This window comes from Moorena sp. SIOASIH, from assembly GCF_010671925.1.
In the GTDB taxonomy this organism is placed as follows: domain Bacteria; phylum Cyanobacteriota; class Cyanobacteriia; order Cyanobacteriales; family Coleofasciculaceae; genus Moorena.
Genome location: NZ_JAAHIH010000003.1, coordinates 1,037,887 through 1,056,576, shown reverse-complemented (window position 1 = coordinate 1,056,576; position 18,690 = coordinate 1,037,887). Strand labels below are relative to the sequence as shown.

Below are 18,690 nucleotides of genomic sequence, written 5' to 3'. Positions count from 1 at the left end.
TAATGACTAATCAATCTAATCAATTTTTTTCCACAACAGAGTTTTCCGTTTTTTAAAGCCAATATTTCCTTCGTATATCAGGTTGAATTTATAGTTACTATGCTTTTCAATACTGGGGCGTAGCAATGATGGTGATGGAATATTTTCCAAGACAAAAACATCACTAAATTTACCCGATATTTTTGGTAATTTTTCTTCAGGTATTTCTGAAACATTTTTGATTTTTTTGATGAGTTGTAATTGAACCTTGGGCTCAAGCTTATGGCTCAGGGATAGAATTCGATTGTGAGTACTATCGCTGAGTACAAGGGGAGCAGGAGACTGATTAATAATATTAGCAACTTCTGCATTATAGTAGTCGCTGTACTTCGTCCACCAGGTTTCAGCTTGGACAATCAGCACACCAGATATCACACCACAACAGAGCAATATAACTGTAGTCAATCGCCATAAACGTTTTTGCCAAATACCAATCGAAAACTTACTGAGTTTCCTGGACAGTAAATAGGAAATAGTGAGTTGAATCCCGATGTAGGTTGGCAGTTGATATCGAGCAATCGTTGAGCGCATGCCTCCTGAAATCACATCTGGTAGCACTAGGGGTAGACTAGTAAATCCCATCAGGAGCAAAACAAATAGCCAAACCTGTTTTGGAGTATAGCGACAGAGAGAATATAGCCCATAAATCACTAGCACCACAATTGGTAGTACTAGGTAAGTTCTCGGCTGGGTGTAGCTAAAGGTTAGGTCAAACGGGTACTCCTTCCCTAGGGGTACATCAAAAAAGCCGTAAAGTAGATTCTTCAGCCAATATCGACCAAGATCCAGGGGTGGTAATTCTTTAATGACCCATCCCCATTCCTTGCTAGCTCTGGGTTCGTTTTCCAAGAAAACAGCTAACCAAGGTGAAAATATAAGCAGTGCTGCTGTGACTGCTGAGATGTAAGCAATTACCCGTTGACGCCCTTGCCAACCTGCGATGATCAGGACATAAATGCCGTGACCTAGGATAATCGGTGCTGAAAATAAATGAGAGTAGAAAGCTAGCGCTACAGAAAGTGCATAAATGCACCAACTCACCCTAGTGTTGACTCGCATCGCTCTTAACAGGGAAGCACTCGATAGCAAGACACTCACAGTCCACAGACTATATTCCCGAACTTCCTGGGCATACAAAATATGGATCGGTGAAACAGCGAATAGGGACATGGCAAGCCATGGGGTCAAGGATGCCCCAAATAGTTCTATGCACAACCAGTACAGGCAGGGTAATCCGAGCAAGCTAATCAGAGCAGGTAAAGTGCGCTTGAGTCCTAGGGAACTACCAAGCCATTGTTCCCAGAATCGGGCTAAAATATAGTAAACTGGCGGGTGTTGTGGCGCTTCTTCCCCTATAATTCGTAAGGTATTGGCGAGGCTACGGTCAGAATTAGGGGTCTGGTATTTTTGTAATTCTGTAGCGCTAATCACTTCACCCGTGTAGATATCCCCGATAATTTCTTCCGCTGAATAGCCAGCAATTCTAGAGGAGCTGAAACTTTCATCCCCCCAATAGACTTTGCTGTCGAGATTGGCTAAGCGAAAGACTATTCCTAAGAGCAGTAGGGTAATGCATAATAGTCGCAAGGGAGGTTGAGGGAATTTCCCTAGCTGTAATCGTTTGGTTTCCATCACACAAAAAAGTACACGGAAAAGTATACAGGAAAGTACAAAGGTAATTTATTCGTGTTCGTTTAATTTGGATATTGTACTTGATCGCTTTTTATTGACCGTTGACTGATGAGTGTTAACGATAATATTTCACTGTTAACAATAATACTTAATCTAGAAACTTACCTATAACCGTCACCCCATTATCCCATTTTAATTGTCTCTACCCAAACACAACAAAGTATGAATCCCCCAGCCTCGAATGCCCCTAAAAACCAAGTAATATTTTGGTTTAGCTTGAGCCTAGCATTTGCTATGCTTTACAGCCTGATCGCCCTAGAAGAAGCCTTTAGTAATCAATACATTGTACAAGATGATGCCAGACAGCATGTATTTTGGATGCAACGGTTTTTTGATCCCAGCTTATTTCCCGATGATCTGATTGCCAATTACTTCCAATCTGTAGCACCCGCTGGCTATACTACCCTCTATCGGCTGATAGCATTTGTCGGGATTCATCCCCTCTTATTGAATAAACTACTACCCATGGTGCTAGGGTTGATTACCACTAGTTACTGTTTCCGGCTTTGTCTACAAATGCTGCCCATCCCAGCCGCAGGATTTATCGCGTCTTTGCTCCTAAATCAAACCCTATGGATGCTGGATGATTTAGTATCAGCAACCCCTAGGGCTTTCATTTATCCCCTGCTGCTAGCATTTTTGTACTACCTATCACGGCGCTCATTGATCCCCTGTCTCGTAGTGATCACCCTCCAGGGTTTATTTTATCCTCAGTGCGTTTTCCTCTGTTGTGGGGTTCTGGTACTGAAACTGTTGCGTTGGCGAGAGGGTAGAGTCAGACTATCCTCCCAAAAGAATGACTATTGGTTTTGTGCAGCTGGGTTAGGTGTGGCATTCATCGTCCTGTTGCCCTATGCTTTGAGCACTTCTGACTATGGTCCAATTATCAGCGCACAGCAAGCCAAAACCATGCCAGAATTCCAACCAGGAGGGCGAGTCGCCTTTTTCGATCAGAACCCATGGGATTTCTGGTTGGAAGATGCTCGCAGTGGTGTATTTCCCCGAAGAAAGCATTTACCTATAGCTGTCTGTGCTGGTTTACTATTGCCTATCCTGCTACGATTTCCCTCATGGCTACCGTTAGTGAAGAAAGTCACAGGGGAAACGGTACTCCTGACTCAACTGGCTCTGGTATCCCTTGGCATGTTCATTATGGCTCATGCTGTCCTGTTCCGACTGCATCTACCCAGCCGTTACAGTAAGCATAGTCTGCGAATTGTGCTAGTCCTAGCTGCTGCGATCGCTATAACTCTATTACTTGATGCTATTATTCAAGCTTGCCAGAGGCTAGCCTCCCCTCGAATTCAAGGGAAACCAGTGTTGGGACGAGCCATCGTTACACTCGTAGGAATAGCTCTAATCTTGTCTCCTCTTGGTTTCCATAATTTCCCCAAAACCAACTATGAGGTTGGGAGGGAACATGCCCTATATGAATTCTTTGCTAAACAACCAAACGATATCCTGATTGCCTCACTATCAAAGGAAGCCGATTTCTTGCCAACGTTTTCTGGACGGTCAATCTTAGTCAGTAGAGAATATGGTATTCCCTATCATACTAACTATTACAACCAATTTCGCAACAGAGCGATTGACTTAATTCAAGCCCAGTACAGTCCAAACTTAGCCGAAGTCAAACAATTTATTAGGCAGTACGACATGGATTTTTGGTTGTTAGATAAGGAAGCATTTAATCCGCAATATATATCTGAAAATCGCTGGATTATGCAGTATCAACCAGTAGCAGCAGAAGCTCAAGCTCGACTCAAACAAGCCATTGTTCCGGCAATTGTTAACGTAATCGATTCCTGTTCTGTTTTCGAGACAGAGAAGGTTGTGGTTTTGGATACCGAATGTATTGCGATAACTGGTAACGGGTAAATAGGTAAGCTCAAATCAAGGCAGCTATGTAAATATATGTAAACAAATTTATCTAAACATGCTGGCTCAAGGGCATAGCTTGAATTTCTAGATGTTTTACAAAACTTGACATCATTCGGTTCCATTAGTCGGTTGAATCATGCCTATCTACTTAGCCTACCTACTTAATGGGTAATGGGTAATTTGGGAAACCCTAGCAATTCATGCGATCCCAGCCCTGAACGTTACTCGGTATGACACTAACTATTGGTTTTCATCATCACTTTAAGAAGCGATCGCATCCCCTTCTTGACCCAATCAATCGAACCCAAAAAACAAAACTCAATCAATTAGGGGGTCAAACCCCTCAACTTATCTGAAACGACTGGGTTCAAGATTTTAATTAGATGCCCTAAATTGTTGTTAAAGTCAATTCTTCTATTGTAGCAGGCATTACCAAATTCAGCCATCAAAACCCTACCTATCCCAGGGCTAAACCATTGCTCTGTATCTAATACAGGAAAAGGAAGACAAGGAAGACAAGGTGGACTTGGAAGAAAGACAAAATAACCAAACAAAATCATCTTCCTCCCCCTCTACCCCCTCCTCTGCCTCTGACCTTACTCATCCAGAGTCTAAACGAATGAAACAGCCCTGCTAGCTATAGGGGATAAAAGGATTAAAACTACTTTTGACTTCTCCCACCACTAAAGTGGGCGGGATTCTAAGCGCTTGTTCTAAAGCGGGTTGAAACCACGCTACTCAACCGAAAGTAGCTGTAACTGGGCTATCTTCCGGTGTGGGAGCAGTCAACAACGCCCTACAAGCTCAACTATGCTGACCTTAAGGCCACATACATTGCGCTTACTTGTATCTTGTAGTTTGTATCTTGTAGTTTTTTGCTGACCGTGCGGGTTTTTCACCGCTATTTGAGTCATTAACTACAAATTACACCTTTCTACTGTACCAGAAAAAAGGAAGAAAAAGCCGGTTTTAACCTGCCACCCCATTCATCCGGTGGTTGCGCATACCCCCTGCAATACCTTTTGTAAAACAAATACGTAAGCCCTGCTTGAAGACGACAAGCCCGTCCAAAACAATTTGGACAGGGTTGAGCATCACTATCAAGACTGAGACAGGAACTATCTCAGTTTTACTACTAACGTTTACACCACAGGGCGTAAACGCTGGTTCGCTCTCAACACACTACCTCTAGTTTTGAACTATGAAACCCTGTGCCGATCAGAATTTAGGTGCCCATGTATTCTGGAATCCTTATCAGCCTCATCAACCATTAACACTCTTTTCTAAAACTGCTGACCCTGTACCGGATAAACGTTTGTATCGTAAGGGTAAACGGTTACGCTTAACTGTCCAGGTTTCCCTAGTGGTGTTAACACTAACCTTGATGGTGTCAAGGGTGATGCTAGTCCTGTTAACATACGTATTTTCATCCCCAGCTACTGATCACTAACTTTAATGGTTAATGGTTAATGGTTAATGGTTAATGGTTAATGGTTAATGGTTAATGGTTAATGGTTAATGGTTAATGGTTAATGGTTAATGGTTAATGGTTAATGGTTAATTGACCATTAACCATTAACAAAAAGCAATCAACCATATTAAAAGTTATTAACTGGACTTCATATAGCGTTTCTAGGACTCATGAGGTACACAGAATTGTTTGACTATTGGCTCTTGCCTCTTCTCTGTTACCTGCTCCCTGTTCCGAACGCGCCCCGCGTGGCCTACGGCCTCAGTCCCTGCTCCCTAAAACCGAGATATTTGTACCTCACAAGTCGTAGAATTGCTATATCATCTCATGTTCTGATCTAGAAGCTTTTTCACCTTCATGGTTGCTGAATCGGTTGTATAGTAGTCCTGATGGTGATAATAGGAGCTAGTTGCGTAGTTCTCAACATCATTAGCAACAATACCTAAAAGATTAGTCCTAGAGGTTTTGAGTTCATCCAACGCTTGCATTAGAACTGAGCGGTCAGTCTTGTTTAATCTGCCTACGAAGACCATACCATCCGTGTTAGCTGCTAGAAGGCGGCTATCGGCAAGTCCGATCACGGGAGGTGTATCATAAATAACTAAATCAAAAACAGCATTAAAATGCTCCATCAAAGTTCCCATCTTTGGCGCAGATAGTAACCGAATCGGATCATGTGCTGGGGAACCAGCAGTTAGCACATGAAGATGATCCCACAGGGGCACTTGCTGGATGGCTCGGTTAGCTTTGATCCCCTTACTAAGGACGTCACTCAAACCAAGTTGATTGTTCAAACCAAAAATTTTATGTACCCGGGGACGGCGCAGATCTGTATCCACCAGTAGCACCCGCCGACCCATAGCAGCAGCCACTATAGCTAGGTGGACAGCAACGGTAGATTTACCGTCTGCTGGTCTAGCTGAGCTAATCACAATAGATTGGATTGGCTGATCGCAGCCGAGTAAGCCGATATTGCGATGGAGGAACCGGAACGCCTCTAAAAAGGGAGAAGCTTGCTGCAGTTTTGGCGTTGAGTTATTTTTCTGATTCTTAGGGAAGCTTGGAACAAAAGGTATACCTTTGCGGCTTGTTGATGACTTGGTTGGCTTAAGTGCTGGATGGTAAGGAATAACACCAAGAAGAGGCAATTGGGTGCGATGTTTAAGTTCGTCGGGAGAGTGGAACACATGGTCTAAGCGCTCCATCAACCACCCTGTTCCTGCACCCAGTAATATACCTGCGATCGCTCCCAAAATAATCTGAAGTTCCTGATGTTGCGGAATCGGATATTGAGGCTGTTTGGGTTTGAGAATAAGTTCCCAAGAATAAGGCTGGAAGCTTTCCTTAAGCTCCAACAGAGTGTCTAATCGTTGGGTTGTCTCTTTAAGTTTCTGCCGTAAACTGGTGTACTTTGGATCTATCACCAACATCTGTTTCATGTCTTGCTCAAGACTTTCCTCTTCCTCAGCAAGAGCTTGTTGTCGTGCTTGCAAAACTGATATTTGGATGCTCTGATCTACCAGTTGTTGAGTGAGCTGCTGGTGAATTGAATTGGGTGATATCTTAGGAACATCTGTATCTGTTAGTTTGATCCCTAGTACCTGTTCAGCTTCAGAGCGTAACAGGGATAAGAAATTATACTGTTGCTGCTTGAGGGTCTTGATGGTGGGACTGTCTGGAGTATAGCGGCTTGACTCGATAGCAATCTCAGCCTCAACCTCTTCTAGGTGGTTGAGCATCTTTTGGTAGTAAGGGTTTTCAGCCAAAGTCACTTGAGCCAGAGCTAACTCCGAGGCGCGAGAGTCCTTGACCTGATTTGATGACAGTCCTAGCTTTTGAGAAATGATCTGGTAAAAGGACTGAGCTTCCTTAAGCTGGATGTGAGTATCTAATTGCTGTTGCTTAATCTGGCTAATCTGAGTTGAAAGCTGCTGTTTTTGATTATCATAGTCGATCAACTTGTACCCTAGCTCCAACTTCAGCAGTTCTTCCTGGAGTCTGTCTACCTCTTGGCGTACTTTAGGCAACTCTCTATTTGCTAGCTCAAGGTCCTTGTGATGGTAACTTGCTTCTTGTTGGCGGGAGTACTTGATATAATTATCGGCAAGCTGGTTTAAAACAAAGTGAACTTTTTGAGGATCGCTATCACGGTAGCGGACTTCTAAGACACTAGTTCCTTCAATGTGTTTGATCCTCAGGTGATTATTTTTGACTAAAGACTTGTAGCTAGTTTTTCCATAGCGCTTATTTAGTTCCTCAATCACGGGAGTGATCAGTTTATGACTACGCAGTACCAGCATTTGGGTTTGATAAGCCAAGCTGGAATTCCCAGAGTCTATGAGACCAAAAGCTGGTATGGATTGATTTTCATCATCCTGTGCTGTCAGAGGCTCCAGACGCAGTCGGAACTTGCCTTCGTACAGAGGTTTCTGATTAGAAGTCCATACAAAAATACTAGCTGTTATCGTAATTGCTACACCAGCAGCCGCTAAAAAGCGACGCCGTATGATCGTCCAAATCTCCTCTAGCTTACGCCCATCCTGATAGTATTTTGAGTTTCTAGTGTGGTAGATGACGGGCTGTGAGTGGAAATATTTACCATTCCCCTGTGGGAAAAGCTCTGATTTATTGCCCATCTCTATATGTGCCTTTTTATTTATTGGTTTAAGTTATGTTCAAGAGTAACTGAACCTATGGCTAATCGCTCCCCTATCATACCTTCAGTAGTTGCCACTAACCATCAGCTCTGTAGTTAGTTTGTGTTAACAAACTAGTTTTTGACACTAGAACTGGAAAATTTTACGCAAAACTTATCAAATATCCGGATAAAATGAAGGAATGGTTAAGTTAGGGTAATCATATTTGCTGGTACCAAGTTACATTAATAGGTAGCACGTAAGCATTCAGGCGTCAGCTATCAGCTATCAGCTATAAACTATCAACTAGCAGCCGATTTCACTGCACGGGATCAGATCAGCAAAACGAGCAGGAATTTTCAACCAGCGGTACCAGCCCGTAACCTTGTTGACTACCTCCCGTTGATTAGCTGACGGCTGACCACTGATAGCACCTCAAGTAGCACCTCAAGTAGCGCATATGCTTACGGTAGCACTATCTACCTATCTCCCCATTACCTTGTCCTCCTGCCTAGCTAAATAACACTTCAAGAAGGCAATTTAGTTTAGTAGTATGGTCTTGAATTTAAGTTATAAATATAAAAAGGAAAAGGTCAATGGTTGGAATTCCTTGCCCTTTCCCTCTTTACTAAACTTTTACAGTGTAATCAGGAAGCAATTAGACAAATGATTATCTTAAAATAAATTGCCCCTGACAATGAAAAACTGATCATGGGGTATTTGGCTCGAATCAGATCAATTTTCCATTTTTCCATTTTTCCATTGACGACTCCTCAAGCAAAGCTAGAAAACCCCATATCTAGAGGGATATCTTGTAACCTTCCAGGACCGACTGCTTGAATAGCTTCTTTCAGAGAAATATCTCCGGTGTAAAGCGCACGACCAACAATTACACCCCTAACCCCTAGAGGTTCGAGAGTCAGTAGACTCAATAGATCAGTGATTGAACTGACACCCCCAGAGGCAATCACGGGGATCGAGATATGGCTTGCTAGTTCTCTGAGAGCGTCTAGGTTTGGTCCAGACAGAGTTCCATCCCGGTGAATGTCGGTGTAAATAATCGTAGTTACTCCCAGCTGAGTCATTTGCTCAGCTAGGTCAATAGCTGCAATTTCTGAGGTTTCTAACCAACCGTGAGTTGCCACCCATCCCTGACGAGCATCAATACCAACTACAATCTTCCCTGGGAATTCAGTGCAAAGCTGTTCCACTAGGGAAGGGTCTTCCACCGCTGCCGTCCCTATAATGACTCTATCGACGCCTAGAGTCAACAGTTGAGTGACTCCGGAGCGGGAGCGTAATCCACCACCGACTTGCACTGGCACAGGTACCGCCTGCACAATTGCTTCGATTGCTTTAGTGTTCACTGGCTTACCCAGTTTTGCACCATCCAAATCAACCACATGCAGCCGTGATGCACCTTGTTCAACCCATTGTTTCGCTACCTCGACCGGGTTATCGTTAAATACTTGCGCACGCTGGTAGTCTCCCTGGACTAATCGCACACATTTTTCTTCAAGTAAGTCTATAGCTGGAATAACATCCATGACTCAATTTCCCCCTAACCTATAGTGAACTACCGCACACCAATCCCAGCAGGTATGGTGTACGCTTCTGACATCACGGGGGTAGCCCAAGTCTAGGAGTTACGTCCTCGATTTGGTCTTAGATCCCCTCCAACCCACTTCTTTCCGGCTACCCTTGCCAGCAGTAGTCCTTATTGTTCGATTGAAGCACTACCACTGGGCAATTCTGCCACAATCTTAAACCGCACATGATTAATGGCTAACTCACCAATGGAAATATCTTCCTTTTTCACAGGCACCCCTTGGCTCTTCAGGATTTCAAACTTAATTCCTTTACCGATCTCTATATGGTACCAGGCAAGACCCATCAAAAACCGAGTGGGATAAGGACCCCCTTCAACTGTATCATCAGCACTCGATTCCATAGGTAGCCAGCCGATTCCTGGGATATAAAATTCCATCCAAACATGATTAAAATCTGGTACCAAAGGAATACCGATTTGGTCAGGATGGGGAGGGCATTTGTAACGACCAACAGTGCGGCAGGCAATACCATTAAGGCGTCCCAAAGCTAGCAATACTCCCAAATACTCCCCGCAAGACCCCACACCCCGTCGTAGCACAATGTCTGGAGTATCTATTTTAGGGGTCACGTGGTAGGAAAGTTTGTCGTAGACATAATTGCGAATACTGTAGAGTTGCCGCAACAGATTCGTTTCGCTACCAATTGCTTCTTTAGCCGAACGGCGGATGATTTCTGTATCCATGGCTAACTTGTCATCATCAACCAAATAACGGTTCTCAAATTCTGGCGCTAACTCAGGCAACCCCTCCATATCCCGTGGTGTCAGGCGGTACTTGATACTCCAGACTTCTAGGAGTGCCTTCCAACCAAAGATATGGCGTTCCCCTGGCTTGAGGTTGTCAAACTTAAAGACGGCAACTTGCTGACCATCTTGAACGTCTATAGTAAAGGGTATACCCACGGGTTCGACTTTTGAGACCTTTTGTCGGTCAGTTTCCGATGGCAAGGCAATTCGCCATTCCAAATCATTCAACTCGATATCCTTGAGGGGATCAAGTTCCTCCACGTAGGACATTTCGATTAAATAGCCATTGGAGAGTGCGTAGCGACCTTCCGGATTGTAGGTAAAGTGTAACGGATGAATAAAAGTGCGATCGCGATACTGCAATTCATAATTAGGATCAGCGTTAGGGTTATCCCGGATGTAAGCCTCCTCAGTTGCATAAGCAACATAGAGGGTATCGTCTCCCGTCTGGGGGTCAGTACAAAATGCTAAACCAGTAGGATTTTCAAAGGGGGTGAGTACACTGAACTGAATTTCGCCAGTTGCTCGATCAAGACAGTAAACTGTCTGTTCTTGGTCATCCGATACCCACAGTTCTTCATCGCGGATTGTTATATGTTCAATGCCAACTCCGGGAGAACGCAACCGGGTAATCTCATGACCTGTATTGCTGCTATAAATAATAATATATCCAACTTTTTTACAGGTAACATAAACAGTTGAATCTTTAACAGCGATTCCGTTAGCGGTGTAAGGCAAATCAACAAAGTGTTGTAGGGTTAAATTATCATTTATCTGGCAAAAATAGACACTATATTGTAGCGTTAACCATAGGGTTTCTCCTGCCAGGGCTAAACCAGTCACACCGACCAAATCTGAGTCCCGTTCTGGATTCAAAATCCTTGTGTTATCTGTGAAGGGATCAATTTCTATGAGATAGCCCTTTATCGAGTCGATAGCAATTATTTTTTCTCTCCAAAATGCTATACCTTGCAAGGCAGATGCTCCAATTGGTCGGATAGTTTTGTCGAATTTTTGTCGCTCTTTAAAAAATGAAGCTGAATTCAGAATCATGAGTAAATCAGATGAAGAACAGATGAAGATTTCGACAAGATTATAAGCTTATAGTGGCGATGTATCAAATACCTGAAGTTATTGTTAAAATGACGTAGGTAAGGTCTGAAAACCTGATCCTCTTAGAGGGGTTACGGGTGCCTCGAAGGGCTGTTGTTCTGCCATACTTTTCACTTATCCTGCTTACTTAAGAGAAACTTGGCTCTACCAGGGAATAGTTTTATCATGGCTTGGTTAACACGTTCATCAAAATTTACGCTCTTAATGGTTGCTTTGGCTTTCAGTCTGGCAGTCAATCTTCCAGCCCAGGTACAAGCTCAGGCGAGTTTTTCCCTAGGGAGGGAACTGATTGAGAAGATACCCAAGCACTGGGAAAGTTATTTATCTGAATATAATCCACCTCCTACAGGGGAACCTTCGGATCTCGGACGTCCTGGAGGAACTAGGGGGGATTGCTACTATATATCAGACCTCAAAACTCCTCCTGTAGCGTTGGTTCCCCTTTCTGGCATGGGAACAACTCTTGCTGAATACCCCACTTTCTCTTGGTATATGCCCTGTATAGTATTCGCATCAGGGCTATACTTAAATTTGGTGTTTAAAAATGCTGATGGCAAGGAGCTTTACTCAGTCAAGTATCCCTTACCCGATACTGTAGATCCTGGAATTAGGAGTATAACCATTCCTCCCTTTGTGAACCTACCTCCCTTAGAAGTTAATCAGAACTATCACTGGCAGGTAAGATTGATTGATCCCGGTGACTCGTCAAACAATATCTATATTGATGGTGGGGTCAAGCGAGTTGAAGAAGATCCAAACCTAGCGCAACTTCTAAAGCAAGCAACCCCCCAACAGCGTGTTGCAATCTACGCAAATGATCGGCTTTGGTACGAAACATTAACCACTCTGGTAGAGTTGCGAAGGCAGAGCCCCAATGACGAGAACTTGAAAGAAGCTTTGCACAAACTGCTGACTTCGGTCGGGTTAGATCCAATTGCCAAAAAACCCTTGTTTGAACAAGCCAGTAGGACTAACAACTAAATAACGAAATATATTAGGTTATTAATACCTGTATGAATACAACGTATGAATACAAATCGGTATAATAACACAGAAGACCCTGACCAACAAGAGATTCGTCAGTCCATAGCCCAAATTATCGAACAAGACTATCAAAGGTTCCCAGCTGACCAAACTTATAGCATCTACGCCTCAGACGTCTATTTTAAAGACCCCCTCAACCAGTTTCGCGGGCTTGAGCGTTACAAACAAATGATTGCCTTTATCAATCGCTGGTTCCTTGAGCCCCATCTAGATTTGCAACACATTTCCCACTCAGGAGATACAATTAGAACCCGCTGGACTCTGAGCTGGACTACGCCATTACCCTGGAAACCTCGAATTACTATTCCTGGCTGGAGCGAGTTAAAGCTAAATGCTGAGGGATTAATTGTTTCTCATATAGATTATTGGGACTGTTCACGCCTGGACGTACTTAAGCAGCTTTTGTACAGTAATGTAAAGTAAATAAATGTAAACTTTTCTCAGAACAGCTGGAGCATACCATGCGCGTAATTTTGATGACCGGTAAAGGAGGAGTAGGAAAAACCTCTGTAGCCGCTGCTACTGGCTTGCGTTGTGCCGAGTTAGGCTACAAAACCCTAGTTCTGAGTACTGACCCAGCTCACTCCCTAGCAGATAGTTTTGATATTGAACTAAGTCACGACCCCCGATTAGTCCGCCCCAACCTTTGGGGAGCAGAACTTGACGCTCTGATGGAATTGGAAGGAAACTGGGGAGCGGTTAAGCGTTACATTACCCAAGTGCTGCAAGCGAGGGGCTTAGATGGGGTACAGGCAGAAGAATTAGCTGTTCTTCCTGGTATGGATGAAATTTTCGGTCTCGTCCGCATGAAACGTCACTACGATGAAGACGAGTACGATGTTCTGGTTATTGACTCAGCTCCCACTGGTACTGCGCTACGGTTACTGAGCTTACCAGAAGTCAGTGGCTGGTATATGCGCCGTTTTTATAAGCCACTACAAAGTATGTCAGTTGCTCTGAGACCTTTGGTTGAACCGTTATTCAAACCCATTGCTGGGTTTTCTTTACCAGATAAAGAGGTCATGGATGCTCCCTATGAGTTTTATGAACAAATTGAAGCCCTAGAGAAGGTACTCACTGACAACCAACAAACATCAGTGCGGCTGGTCACTAATCCTGAGAGAATGGTGATTAAGGAGTCCTTACGAGCTCATGCTTACTTAAGCCTATACAACGTTGCCACTGATCTAGTTGTTGCCAATCGGATTATTCCCGACCAAGTAACTGACCCATTTTTCCAACGCTGGAAAGAAAATCAGCAACAGTACCGCCAAGAAATTCACGACAATTTCCGCCCTTTACCCATTAAAGAAGTTCCCCTCTATTCCCAAGAGATGTGCGGTATTGAGGCGTTGGAGCGTCTCAAAGAAACCCTCTATGGTTCAGAAGATCCCACTCAAGTGTATTACCAAGAAAACACCATTAGAGTAATACAGCATAAAAATGAGTACAGCCTAGAACTCTATCTACCTGGTATACCCAAAGACAAAATACAGCTTACTCAAACAGGAGATGAATTGAATGTTCGCATTGGTAACCATCGGCGCAATTTAGTCCTCCCCCAAGCTTTAGCAGCCCTGAAACCTTCAGGAGCCAAGATGGAAGAGGATTATCTCAAAATCAAATTTGCCACTGGTGCAGTTAAGATTTGATCATGCCTTGTAGAATTGGAGTCAATCTACACAGCAGTAAATTAACCCTTTCTTAGATCCTGAGCCATTTTGCGGAACTGATCCATGCTTGAGTCAGGACGACGGCGTTGAGAGCTTACCTGACCGTTTTGTCCTGATGTAGCTGCAGACTGGGATGTAGCTCCAGACTGGGAAGCAGGCTCAGACGTGGCCATAGGTGTCTCATTTTGGGAAAGGGTGACTTTATCCGTAGCAGAGATCTGCTCTACCACTTCACCGCTTAAAATAGCAGTTTTGGTCTTGGGAAAGGATTTCTTGACCTTAACACTGCTGCGCATGTAGTCAATGTTTCCCATGGTCTTGGCTTGATCTGTGTCCAAGAAATACTCTTGGGACTGGTTAGCTTCTATGGACTGTGCCATGTCCTGGCTGTCCTCATCAACGTACTTGGTCTGAGAGCTGAACAAATTGCCAAAGAGTCCCATAGTTAATTTTTCCTGCCTCTAGGTAGTGGATTGTTACTTTATATTAAATATTATAAATATTTATATCACAAATCTTCTGTAATGTAAAAACTGATATCAACACAAAAAAACCCAGCAACTGACAGAGAATATCCTCTGTCAGTTGCTGAGGGAGTTAGTCAGAGTGCATTTATTACTTCTCTATCGAGTACTTCTCTATCCAGCTGGGTTGTCACCCAATCAGAAAGCCAAACTAAATATGGGGTGGAACCCCGCGCTGGTTCAAAGCGGTAGGGAACGCGCACCAAGAGAGTGATTGCTTACAGGGCAGATGCCTAGGGCATATCGCCACTAATGGCTATAAGTTTAGCTAGCGGCAAAAGAAGCCCCACAACGAACATGCGCAGCATGAGTGTGGGATGAATTTTGCACAGGGTATGCACGGATACGGGAAGCGAGCTATCAAACTTCTAAGTAGTTCATATTGAGTCATTCCACGCGGGCTTCTTGTTCTAATTGCTTTTTTTCAAAATCAGTAACTCTAATTGTCAATTTTTGATCTTTAATTATGGCTTGCCACACGACTGTACGTATGCTGAGGGGGTAACAACAAGGCTGAAAAGCTTTCTATATAAGCCTTTGAGGCCAATGAACTCAGGGAAGATAAAGACCCAAATTAACTCTCGATTCATTTAATGGCAAGTTCAAAACCTTATAAATACGTCCAATGAAGCGCCCAAAACAGAATGTATCTTTTTGTAACAGATGGTCTGAACTTATTACCCAGTAAGGATTTTAGCTTACATGTTACCCCCCCCAGGTACGTATGTTACCATTGTAATGGGTCGATAAACAGGATTAAAAGTAATGCGAATAGCTTATCAGTACAAGTTAAAACCAACCAAAAATCAATCAATTAAAATAGATCAATGGCTGTCAATGTTATGCGCTCAGTATAACTACTTGTTGGCTGATAGGTTCAATTGGTACGAGCAAAATCGTTGTTCTATCAACGCTTGTCCTCTTGTTTGCCACCTTCCAGAACTAAGGGAAAACCCGGATTATTACAGTCAAAAAAAGACCTTACCTAGCCTAAAAAATACCCATCCTTGGTATAAGGACATCCATTCTCAAGTACTTCAAGACATAGTCAAAAGGGTAAAGTTAGCCTTTGACAGGTTTATCAAAGGAGATAGTAACGGAAAACGTAGCGGTAGACCCAGGTTTAAGAAACGCCATCGCTACCGTACGTTTACTTACCCTCAAATGAAAGAAGGGTGCTTAGAAGGTAATCTGATCAATCTACCAAAGATAGGGAAAGTTAAGGTCATCCTGCATCGCCCTATCCCTGATATATTCAAAATCAAGACGGCTTCTATCACTAAAAAATGTGATGGCTATTACTTGGTGCTCTATCTAGAAGACAAGACTGTGCCTGAGGTTAAGCCTGATCTTAATCCTGAATCAATAGTTGGTATTGACGTTGGGCTTAAAGAGTTCTTGACTACTTCCGAAGGGGAGACAATAAAAATCCCGCAATATTACCGAAAGTCTCAAAAAAGATTAAAGGTTATCCAGAAGCGGGTATCTCGACGGAAGAAGGGTAGTAACAATAGAATCAAGGCTATTAAGCAACTTGGTAGGCAGCACAAAAAAGTAGCTGATCAGCGAAAATACTTTCATTTCAAGACAGCAAATTACTTGTTGTCCAAATATGATGTATTAGCCCATGAAAAGCTAAATGTTAAGGGATTAGCTAAATCCCGATTTGCTAAATCTGTGTTGGATGCTGGGTGGTCAAGCTTCCTGACGATACTGACAAGCAAAGCCTTGAATGCTGGCTTGTTGGCTATTCCAGTAAGTGCTCAGAACACCTCACAGAATTGTTCCAATTGCGGGAGGAAAGTTCCTAAAAAACTGCATGTCAGATGGCACGATTGTCCTGATTGCGGGTGCAGTCTTGATAGAGACCATAATGCAGCGATAAATATAAAAAACAGAGCGGAAGGGCAGTCCGTTCTTAAAGCCCAGCGCCTCCTAAGGGATACCCGGATTGGTTGGGAAGCCTACACTGAACCCAACGGGTCAGTGTAGGAGCTGTCACATAACTGCAAGCTTGTGGGAGTGGCAAGACTATGAGTGATAAAGGTGAAAGTTATAAAGTTATTAGTGATAATCGACAAGCTCGTTTTCTCTACCAAATTTTAGAGACTTACGAGGCGGGGATTGAGTTAAAGGGAACGGAGGTGAAGTCTATCCGAGTTGGCAAGGTCAACTTGCGGGATGGCTATGGGTTGATTCGTGGTGGAGAAGCGTGGCTGCTCAATGTCCATATCTCTCCGTACCAAAATATCAACGAATATTTTAATCATGACCCCCGTCGCAGCCGAAAACTACTGCTGCACCGTAAGGAAATCAATAAGCTCACCGGTAAATTAGAACAGCAAGGTTTAACCCTTGTCCCCTTAAAGATTTATTTGAAGCGCGGCTTAGTTAAAGTCAGCATTGGTTTGGGCAGAGGGAAAAAGCTCCATGATAAGCGCGAGACGATCAAGAGGCGTCAGGATCAGCGAGATATGGCAAGGGCTCTAAAACGTTATTGAAGGTTGAACGCGCACCCGTGGCCTTTTAGCCAAGGTTGGTTAGTTGCTTGGTAGGTTGTTCGCGAATGCCTGGCCTTTTGGCCAAGGTTAAACGCGCACGCGTGGCTTTTTGGCCAAGGTTGGTAGGTCACCACAAAACTAGCAACCTGTAACTTGGTAACTTGTAACCTCCAACCTCCAAAGCAACCTGCAAATTCTAAACTTTTGACGGGTCAGAATTCGGATTGACATAGAAACTGGCAATAATGGCGACAACTAGCCACCATAGGGTCTGTACTTGAGGACGGTACCAAACCGTATCTACCAGACCATGGCCGAGCATTCCTGACATGGTGGCAATGGCTCCCATCAGCCAAAATCCCTGACGGTTAGCTAAATTTCTCAGACGACTCAGTTGTTGCATACCTTGGTTTATAGTGACCATCAGCAACCACAAGAAACATAACATCCCGATCAAACCCATTTCTACAGCAGTTTCTAGGAAAATGGAATAGGCACTGAGGGCGGTATATTTCGGGCGTTGGAAAAGGGGATAGATTTTGTTGAAGGCGTTGTTACCTGGACCAATGCCAATGATCGGTCGGTCACGAATCATGTCCACCACAGCAGACCAAACATTCATGCGGAAGTTGTTACTACTATCTTCCCGACCAACAAAAATACTAGCAATGCGATCGCGTATAGCTGGAACAAACATGACTGCAAGAAGCATCACCCCAGCACAACTGCTTAATAGCGCTGGCATTGCCCAAGGGCGTAATTTAGGGGGCAACTGTACACTGTACCAATACACCAGCAGGATCAAGAAGACGAAAATACAAACAACAAAACCAATCCATCCACCCCGACTAAAAGTTAGCACTAGACAAACTGAATTAACGACCACCATCGTCAGTGCTAAGGCTTTGGGGAGCAAACCCTGCCAGACAAATACTGCTGCCAAACTCAATGCTACTGCTGGGATCAGATAACCAGCTAGTAAATTCGGGTTGCCCAGATAACTATAGACCCGTGTCAGTTTTGCTGCTGCTGAAGTGGGGTCTACCCAGGTAGCTAATGCTTCAGCCCCAAAAAACCACTGCCGCAAGCCGTAAATACTGACAATGAGTGATATATGCAGAAACAGGGTAATAATCCAGCTACGAAGCCGACCGGAACGCAATACCCTTGCCATCAGGGCAAAAAACAACAAATAAAGGGTTAATTTCACCAAACCACTACAGGCAGCACCTTTCACCGGAGAGAGTGCGGTGGCTATAGTGGCAACACTCCAGTAGAAGAAAACTAACAGATGAATGGGGCTTACCTTGGGCTTTCCTGTATCATCAGATAGGGTTAGCAATACCCAGAACCCTGCACTTGCAATTAACAAGATGCCTACTAGAGCATTGGACACAAAAGGAGCTAAACTGAACACCAGAGCAACTATCATCGCTCCTATTGCGTCAGACCACTGTAGGAGCAAGCTACTCTGACGCCAAGCATCTAGGAGTCCCACCAGGCGATACAAATAGCTAGTGCCTCGCCACCGATACAGCTGTAAATTTGAGAGAGTAAACTGTTGCCAAGCTGAATTCATTGTCTATTTTTTATTTGAAGCCACCCCATCTATAATCTTTGATTTTAGATCAGGATTCATTCACCAAATACTAAAAAACTTTTCGACGCTTCCCGAAAAGCTGGCGTTCTCAGGGGGTCTTTAGCACTTTTGCTATCGACCACTTCAGAAAGACTAAGCAAAATTAAATAATTTCTTAACT

14 protein-coding genes are annotated in these 18,690 nt (G+C 43.7%); 8 read left to right on the top strand and 6 right to left on the bottom strand.

The annotated features are described in order from the left end of the window. Nucleotides 1–15: 15 nt before the first annotated feature. On the bottom strand, nucleotides 16–1,671 hold the full coding sequence (locus F6J90_RS19860; RefSeq protein ID WP_293097877.1) for a glycosyltransferase family 39 protein: 1,656 nt from the start codon (nucleotides 1,669–1,671) through the stop codon (nucleotides 16–18). Between the two features lie 294 nt (nucleotides 1,672–1,965). Between F6J90_RS19860 and F6J90_RS19855 the strand changes: the two genes are divergently transcribed. From F6J90_RS19855 to F6J90_RS19845, 3 genes are all read left to right on the top strand, one after another. Continuing rightward, entirely contained in the window at nucleotides 1,966–3,609 is a 1,644-nt protein-coding gene (locus F6J90_RS19855; protein WP_366513789.1) for a hypothetical protein, read from the top strand. 1,204 nt (nucleotides 3,610–4,813) lie between these two features. After that, nucleotides 4,814–5,062 carry a hypothetical protein gene (locus F6J90_RS19850; RefSeq protein WP_137985734.1) on the top strand — a complete coding sequence of 83 codons (249 nt, stop codon included), beginning with the start codon at nucleotides 4,814–4,816 and terminating at the stop codon, nucleotides 5,060–5,062. 191 nt (nucleotides 5,063–5,253) lie between these two features. Next, nucleotides 5,254–5,424, top strand: a complete 171-nt coding sequence (locus F6J90_RS19845; RefSeq protein ID WP_293097135.1) for a hypothetical protein — start codon at nucleotides 5,254–5,256, stop codon at nucleotides 5,422–5,424. Here F6J90_RS19845 and F6J90_RS19840 read toward each other — a convergent pair. From F6J90_RS19840 to F6J90_RS19830, 3 genes are all read right to left on the bottom strand, one after another. Continuing rightward, on the bottom strand, nucleotides 5,404–7,719 hold the full coding sequence (locus F6J90_RS19840; RefSeq protein ID WP_293097133.1) for a polysaccharide biosynthesis tyrosine autokinase: 2,316 nt from the start codon (nucleotides 7,717–7,719) through the stop codon (nucleotides 5,404–5,406). The genes F6J90_RS19845 and F6J90_RS19840 overlap by 21 nt on opposite strands. Nucleotides 7,720–8,492: 773 nt before the next feature. Further along, nucleotides 8,493–9,266 carry a 1-(5-phosphoribosyl)-5-[(5-phosphoribosylamino)methylideneamino]imidazole-4-carboxamide isomerase gene (gene hisA, locus F6J90_RS19835; protein ID WP_071106461.1) on the bottom strand — a complete coding sequence of 258 codons (774 nt, stop codon included), beginning with the start codon at nucleotides 9,264–9,266 and terminating at the stop codon, nucleotides 8,493–8,495. 170 nt (nucleotides 9,267–9,436) lie between these two features. After that, nucleotides 9,437–11,128, bottom strand: a complete 1,692-nt coding sequence (locus F6J90_RS19830) for a transglutaminase family protein (RefSeq protein WP_293097129.1) — start codon at nucleotides 11,126–11,128, stop codon at nucleotides 9,437–9,439. A 225-nt stretch (nucleotides 11,129–11,353) separates the two neighbouring features. On the opposite strand from F6J90_RS19830, the gene F6J90_RS19825 reads away from it, so the two are divergent. The 3 genes from F6J90_RS19825 to F6J90_RS19815 are packed head-to-tail and all read left to right on the top strand — an operon-like array spanning nucleotide 11,354 to nucleotide 13,884. Next, on the top strand, nucleotides 11,354–12,169 hold the full coding sequence (locus F6J90_RS19825; RefSeq protein ID WP_293097127.1) for a DUF928 domain-containing protein: 816 nt from the start codon (nucleotides 11,354–11,356) through the stop codon (nucleotides 12,167–12,169). A gap of 45 nt (nucleotides 12,170–12,214) precedes the next feature. Next, a complete protein-coding gene (locus tag F6J90_RS19820) occupies nucleotides 12,215–12,655 on the top strand; it encodes a DUF2358 domain-containing protein (protein WP_293097125.1) in 441 nt (146 codons plus the stop codon). 38 nt (nucleotides 12,656–12,693) lie between these two features. Continuing rightward, entirely contained in the window at nucleotides 12,694–13,884 is a 1,191-nt protein-coding gene (locus F6J90_RS19815) for a TRC40/GET3/ArsA family transport-energizing ATPase (RefSeq protein ID WP_293061175.1), read from the top strand. Nucleotides 13,885–13,925: 41 nt separating this feature from the next. Here F6J90_RS19815 and F6J90_RS19810 read toward each other — a convergent pair whose 3' ends face one another. Continuing rightward, the gene (locus F6J90_RS19810) at nucleotides 13,926–14,348 is read right to left on the bottom strand and encodes a hypothetical protein (protein WP_293097123.1); all 423 of its coding nucleotides are present in this window, start codon (nucleotides 14,346–14,348) and stop codon (nucleotides 13,926–13,928) included. Between the two features lie 846 nt (nucleotides 14,349–15,194). On the opposite strand from F6J90_RS19810, the gene F6J90_RS19805 reads away from it, so the two are divergent. Together F6J90_RS19805 and smpB are read left to right on the top strand one after the other, a co-directional pair. Further along, a complete protein-coding gene (locus F6J90_RS19805; RefSeq protein WP_293097120.1) occupies nucleotides 15,195–16,421 on the top strand; it encodes a transposase in 1,227 nt (408 codons plus the stop codon). Between the two features lie 41 nt (nucleotides 16,422–16,462). After that, complete coding sequence (gene smpB, locus F6J90_RS19800) at nucleotides 16,463–16,930, top strand: SsrA-binding protein SmpB (RefSeq protein ID WP_293097118.1); 468 nt, start codon at nucleotides 16,463–16,465, stop codon at nucleotides 16,928–16,930. A gap of 196 nt (nucleotides 16,931–17,126) precedes the next feature. Here the strand turns inward: smpB and F6J90_RS19795 are convergent, their stop codons facing one another. Then, nucleotides 17,127–18,509 (bottom strand): IctB family putative bicarbonate transporter, encoded by a 1,383-nt coding sequence (locus tag F6J90_RS19795; protein ID WP_293097116.1) that lies wholly within the window; start codon nucleotides 18,507–18,509, stop codon nucleotides 17,127–17,129. Between the last annotated feature and the right edge of the window lie 181 nt (nucleotides 18,510–18,690).

What these genes read in the sequence shown, in the direction of transcription:
- F6J90_RS19830 (WP_293097129.1), bottom strand. Translation starts at nt 11,128, where the DNA reads ATGATTCTGAATTCAGCTTCATTTTTTAAAGAGCGACAAAAATTCGAC.
- F6J90_RS19845 (WP_293097135.1), top strand. Translation starts at nt 5,254, where the DNA reads ATGAGGTACACAGAATTGTTTGACTATTGGCTCTTGCCTCTTCTCTGT.
- F6J90_RS19810 (WP_293097123.1), bottom strand. Translation starts at nt 14,348, where the DNA reads ATGGGACTCTTTGGCAATTTGTTCAGCTCTCAGACCAAGTACGTTGAT.
- F6J90_RS19795 (WP_293097116.1), bottom strand. Translation starts at nt 18,509, where the DNA reads ATGAATTCAGCTTGGCAACAGTTTACTCTCTCAAATTTACAGCTGTAT.
- F6J90_RS19850 (WP_137985734.1), top strand. Translation starts at nt 4,814, where the DNA reads ATGAAACCCTGTGCCGATCAGAATTTAGGTGCCCATGTATTCTGGAAT.
- F6J90_RS19855 (WP_366513789.1), top strand. Translation starts at nt 1,966, where the DNA reads ATGCTTTACAGCCTGATCGCCCTAGAAGAAGCCTTTAGTAATCAATAC.
- hisA (WP_071106461.1), bottom strand. Translation starts at nt 9,266, where the DNA reads ATGGATGTTATTCCAGCTATAGACTTACTTGAAGAAAAATGTGTGCGA.
- F6J90_RS19805 (WP_293097120.1), top strand. Translation starts at nt 15,195, where the DNA reads ATGCGAATAGCTTATCAGTACAAGTTAAAACCAACCAAAAATCAATCA.
- F6J90_RS19820 (WP_293097125.1), top strand. Translation starts at nt 12,215, where the DNA reads ATGAATACAAATCGGTATAATAACACAGAAGACCCTGACCAACAAGAG.
- F6J90_RS19815 (WP_293061175.1), top strand. Translation starts at nt 12,694, where the DNA reads ATGCGCGTAATTTTGATGACCGGTAAAGGAGGAGTAGGAAAAACCTCT.
- F6J90_RS19860 (WP_293097877.1), bottom strand. Translation starts at nt 1,671, where the DNA reads ATGGAAACCAAACGATTACAGCTAGGGAAATTCCCTCAACCTCCCTTG.
- F6J90_RS19840 (WP_293097133.1), bottom strand. Translation starts at nt 7,719, where the DNA reads ATGGGCAATAAATCAGAGCTTTTCCCACAGGGGAATGGTAAATATTTC.
- smpB (WP_293097118.1), top strand. Translation starts at nt 16,463, where the DNA reads ATGAGTGATAAAGGTGAAAGTTATAAAGTTATTAGTGATAATCGACAA.
- F6J90_RS19825 (WP_293097127.1), top strand. Translation starts at nt 11,354, where the DNA reads ATGGCTTGGTTAACACGTTCATCAAAATTTACGCTCTTAATGGTTGCT.